Source organism: Prosthecobacter sp. (genome assembly GCF_029946185.1).
Lineage (GTDB): Bacteria > Verrucomicrobiota > Verrucomicrobiia > Verrucomicrobiales > Verrucomicrobiaceae > Prosthecobacter.
The window spans coordinates 1-4,330 of the sequence record NZ_JAQSEA010000116.1 but is presented as its reverse complement, the minus strand read 5'-3'; the positions used below and the strand labels follow the sequence as shown (position 1 = coordinate 4,330).

The window sequence follows — 4,330 nt, the reverse complement described above, 5'->3', positions numbered from 1 at the left end:
CGCCGTGGCCCAGGTCAGGCCTTGGAACTCCTTGAACGCTGTCATCGTGCTGAGCGCGACGATGGGGTTCATGATCGGGGCCGCAAGCATGTACGTCACCGCACAGGAAAGGGGCAGCCCCTTTTGCACCAGCCGCCGGATGACCGGCACCACCGCGCACTCGCACACGGGGAAAATCAGCCCGAGGAAGCCGGCTATCAGCGTCGCCAGCACCTTGCTCTTGGGCAGCACGCGGTCCAGCAGCTTGGCCGGGAGGAAGGCGTCTATTATTCCGGAAAAGACCGTGCCGATGAGAATGTAGGGAGCGCCTTCGAAGACAATGCTCAGGAAGGCCATGAGGATGTCCCCCATGCGGCTGGGGACGGGCAGATCGGCGAGAAAAATCATGTGGTTGGGAAAGAGAGTCATAAACGCGCCGAGAAGGCGGGTTCAAGCGGGAAAGAACGGGGGAATGACGGAATGTTGGGGAACGACGAGAGGTCAAGGGTCAAGGGGAGTCAAGAGGTCAAGAGGTCAAGAGGGGCGCTGGCAGGAGTCGTCCTCGTTCTCCTACTTGTCCTCGGTCATTGCGCATGGAATGCCGAAATGGGGGCGCAAAGCTAGGGTGCTGCCCTTGAACGCCGAATCAGATTGCCTTGGGGTGGCAGTTTTGGTGGAATACGCCTATGAATGAGCCGTCGAAACAGCGCTGGGGGTGTTTGCAGTGGGGAGTCGTGGTCAGCGTAGGTTTGCTTGGCTGGTTATTCTTGAGTTCGCAGGGATCTTCCATCGCCAAACAGGGTGCGCAAATGCGGGGCGTGAACAACTGTAAGCAGATCATCCTGTCGCTGAAGCAGTTCTCCAAGGATAACTCTTCTGCCTATCCAGACGCAGGATCTGCAGCCGTCGGTGCGGAATCGGCAAATCAGATTTTTCGCAGGTTATTCGAGGAAGACATCCTGACTGCGCCCAACGAAAGTATTTTCGGCTGTCCCAACAGTGTGTTTGCCCCCGACATGAGCATTGGGACTGCACCCGACTTTGCCCAAGCCCTGACTCCCGGTGAGTGCCACTGGATGCTGCTCAAATTCCAAACGGATTCATCAGCCGGAGATACGCCCATCGTGGTGGAAAACGCTCTCAACGCCTCATGGCCCCCAAAATGGAATGTCGCGGACCCATCGGACAACAAGCGTGGCCGGGTGTGGAAAGGGAATAAAATCATCGTGGGCCGCAATGACGGCTCTGTCGCCGTGGAGAAACTGCGACCAGATGGCACCATCGACTGGCGTCGCATGTACAATGCAGGATACGGCACCAAAAGTTGGATCGACACGCTGACGCCGGAGCAGGTCGCGAAGTTGGCGTACTGGGATGTAGAAGAAAAATAACCCCGCACTGTGCCTGACTTGCGCATCCTTGGGCAGGATTTGCGATGGCCTATGGGGAGTGGGGGCTGGGGCGTTGATGGGGTAACACGCGCCAACTCCAACTCGACTCCATCCATGAAAACGCTACTTGCTCCTCTGCTGCTCAGTCTGGCCATGACCGCCACCGTGTTCGCCGCTTGGCCCATCAATGATCAATGTCCGGTGGACCACAAGCCCTCGCGTCCGATCTATCGGGTGAAGACGGATGAAGGCTTTGTGTCCTTCTGCTGCGTGGACTGCATGCAGAAGTTTACCAAGTCGCCCGGCTCTTATCCGGTGAAGAAGAAGGAAGGGGCTAAGTGACTGGCGGGATCGGTGCTGACACTGAATAAAAAGCACGGGATCTGCCATGATCCCGTGCCGCCTCTGGGCAGTAGGTTGGGTGTGTTTGGCGGGCGGGACACTCCGCTTCACACAAATACCTCTTCGCCAAACCGCCCGACTGCGAGGGCGTGCGCATGCCGGTGTGTTTGCCGTACGCTCGCAGACGGGCGGGCTGTCGCCACACCCATCCTACGATGGGCGCAGGCACTCCCGGGGGATGTACGTTGGGTGTGTTTGGCGTCGAAGACATGGCAACGCCTCACCGCACAGTCCGCCAAACCGCCCGACTCTGGAGGCGTTCGTACGCCATAGACCTCACCACCCGCTCAGGACGGGTCCATTCTTCGCACTACGTGCTTCGAAGGACACGCGGGCTGTCGCCACACCCATCCCACGACTTTGAATGCGACGCTGATCTGGCTCGGACAACAGACCAGCAGTGCGGACTTGAGCCACAGGGGTTCAGTCGTTTTTTCTGGGCTCATGTCCTCTCCTCATCCATTCGATCTCAATCAGCGCAGCATCTGGGTCTTTGGCGGTGCCGGTTATCTCGGCGCTGCTGTCGTGGCGCAACTGGCTGAAATGCAGGCCCGCGTGCTGTGCGTGGATCTGGAAGGGCGCGCTGCGGAGATGATCAAGACCGCAGGTTTGGAGGCACAGGTGAGCGCGGCGTCTCTCAATGCCGCTGACATCGCCGCCATGGAATCCTTCGTTCAAGACCAGATCGCCGCGCATGGGGTGCCGCAGGGTCTGGTGGTGATGACGTATGCCTCAACGGCGAAGCGTTTTGAAGATCTCACCGCCGAGGATTTTGACATGGCGAACCACGGCAACCTCACCGCCACCTTTGCGCTGGCGCGTGCCGTGGGCCGGCACATGGCGGAGCAGGGCAGGGGCAGCATGGTGCTTTTTTCCAGCATGTATGGCAGCGTTTCGCCTGATCCTGCGGTGTATGCTGCGCCGATGAATCCGAACCCCATCGAGTATGGCGTGGGCAAGGCGGGAGTTCAGCAGATGGCGCGCTACCTCGCTGTGCACTGGGGCCATCAAGGTGTGCGCTGCAACAGCATCTCGCCCGGTCCATTCCCCAACCCGACGATTCAATTTCAGCAGCCCGAATTCGTCGAGCGTCTCGCGCAAAAAGTGCCGCTGGGCCGCGTGGGGCAGGCGAAGGAGATTGCCGGTGCGGTGACCTTTTTGCTCAGCGATGCGTCTTCCTTCATCACGGCCCAGAACCTGGCGGTGGATGGCGGCTGGACGGCTTGGTGATGCCTCTGAAGTACTGATGAGCTTTAGCTTGGTCTGGGAAAGTACTCACGAGCTTTAGCTCGTTCTGGAAAAGTACTCACGAGCTTTAGCTCGTTCTGGAAGGGGCGCAGCGCAGTGCATCCGGAATGAGCTAAAGCTCATAAGTACTTTACGGAACGAGCTAAAGCTCATAAGTACTTTTTACACCGTTTCCCCACGGATCAGCTTTGGCATCAGGCGGATCGCTTTGGGCGGCAGTGTGCCGGCTTCGGCAAGCTGGCGTGCGGCTTTGCACACGCTGCGGGCAAACTGACCGGTGTTCGCGGCATAGCGGGTGATGGGCGGCACGGTGTGCTGGAGAAAGGTTTCGTCATCCCGGGAGATCACCGCGATGTCCTGCGGGATGCGTTTGCCACGCTGCGTGAGAAACATCATCACCGTGAGCACATGCATGGCCCGTGCCACCACGTAGGCCGTGGGCGGGCGGGCCGAGCGCAGGGTCTTGTCCAGCAGTGTGCACAGATGGGCTGCGGTGCCGTCATGGGGGATCACCTGCAGGCTGAGTGCATGGCTTCCGCCCAGGGCCTCACGCAGTCCTTGTTCGCTCTGCATGTCGCCGCCGTAATCTCCGGCTGGTCGGATGAAGGCAATGTGGCGGTGGCCTTTGCCACTGAGCAGGCCGCCTGCATGGCGGCAGAGCGCGCGGTAGTCGGCATCGATGGAAGGCAGGCTCATCCCCGGCGCGCAGGAGCCCACCACGAGGCAGGGGAGCTTGCGGCGCACGAACCAGCTCTGCACCGGCTCCAGCGAGCCAAACAGCAGCCAGGCAGCGGCAGGCGAGCGGGTGGTCAGAGCCTCCAGCGCACGCGCTGGCGTGGCGGAAAAGCACGCGGTGCTCACATGAATTTCAAAGCTGAAACCAACCCGGGAAAGCTGATCGCGCAGATCATCCACCATCACCACCGTGGAGGGAGACATCTCCAGCAGCGGGCGGGGGGAGATGAGCGCGATCACCCGGTCATGCACGGCGGTCTGCTCTTTCACATCGGTCTTGATGCGCCGCCGCTGTCTGTCTGAGACCTCCAAAAAGCCATCGCGCTGCAGCTCATGCAGGGCGGCACGCAGCGTGTGGCGGCTGACTTGCAGGCGTGCGCACAGCTCACGCTCTCCTGGGAGATGGCCGTGCCAGTGACCGGCCTGCATGGACTCGCGCAGGCTCTGCGCGGTCAGGGAGACCAGGGAGATGCGCTGAGGCAGTCTGGGGCTGGAGGAGGATTCGGTGGGGGGCTGCATCTGGTTTGGACAACAGACCAGTAGCATGACGTTGTGACAAATCGTTTTAACAGCCT

The 4,330-nt window shown here is 60.3% G+C and carries 5 protein-coding genes; 3 read left to right on the top strand and 2 right to left on the bottom strand.

Annotated features, from left to right (window positions below; genetic code table 11):
• Window positions 1-387 (bottom strand): permease (locus PSV43_RS09310; RefSeq protein ID WP_300196052.1); only part of this gene is annotated, 387 nt, incomplete at its 3' end.
• A gap of 248 nt (window positions 388-635) precedes the next feature.
• On the opposite strand from PSV43_RS09310, the gene PSV43_RS09305 reads away from it, so the two are divergent.
• The 3 genes from PSV43_RS09305 to PSV43_RS09295 all read left to right on the top strand — a co-directional run bounded on the left by PSV43_RS09305 (window position 636) and on the right by PSV43_RS09295 (window position 3,002).
• On the top strand, window positions 636-1,370 hold the full coding sequence (locus PSV43_RS09305) for a hypothetical protein (RefSeq protein ID WP_300196049.1): 735 nt from the start codon (window positions 636-638) through the stop codon (window positions 1,368-1,370).
• A gap of 114 nt (window positions 1,371-1,484) precedes the next feature.
• Window positions 1,485-1,712: a hypothetical protein gene (locus PSV43_RS09300; protein WP_300196047.1), complete on the top strand. Its 228-nt coding sequence runs from the start codon at window positions 1,485-1,487 to the stop codon at window positions 1,710-1,712.
• Between the two features lie 504 nt (window positions 1,713-2,216).
• Window positions 2,217-3,002, top strand: a complete 786-nt coding sequence (locus PSV43_RS09295; RefSeq protein WP_300196044.1) for an SDR family oxidoreductase — start codon at window positions 2,217-2,219, stop codon at window positions 3,000-3,002.
• A 180-nt stretch (window positions 3,003-3,182) separates the two neighbouring features.
• Here PSV43_RS09295 and PSV43_RS09290 read toward each other — a convergent pair.
• The coding region (locus PSV43_RS09290) for a substrate-binding domain-containing protein (RefSeq protein WP_300196041.1) at window positions 3,183-4,330 on the bottom strand (1,148 nt) is incomplete at its 5' end.

Coding starts and splice junctions, on each gene's coding strand:
- PSV43_RS09300 (WP_300196047.1), top strand. CDS start 1,485: ATGAAAACGCTACTTGCTCCTCTGCTGCTCAGTCTGGCCATGACCGCC.
- PSV43_RS09295 (WP_300196044.1), top strand. CDS start 2,217: ATGTCCTCTCCTCATCCATTCGATCTCAATCAGCGCAGCATCTGGGTC.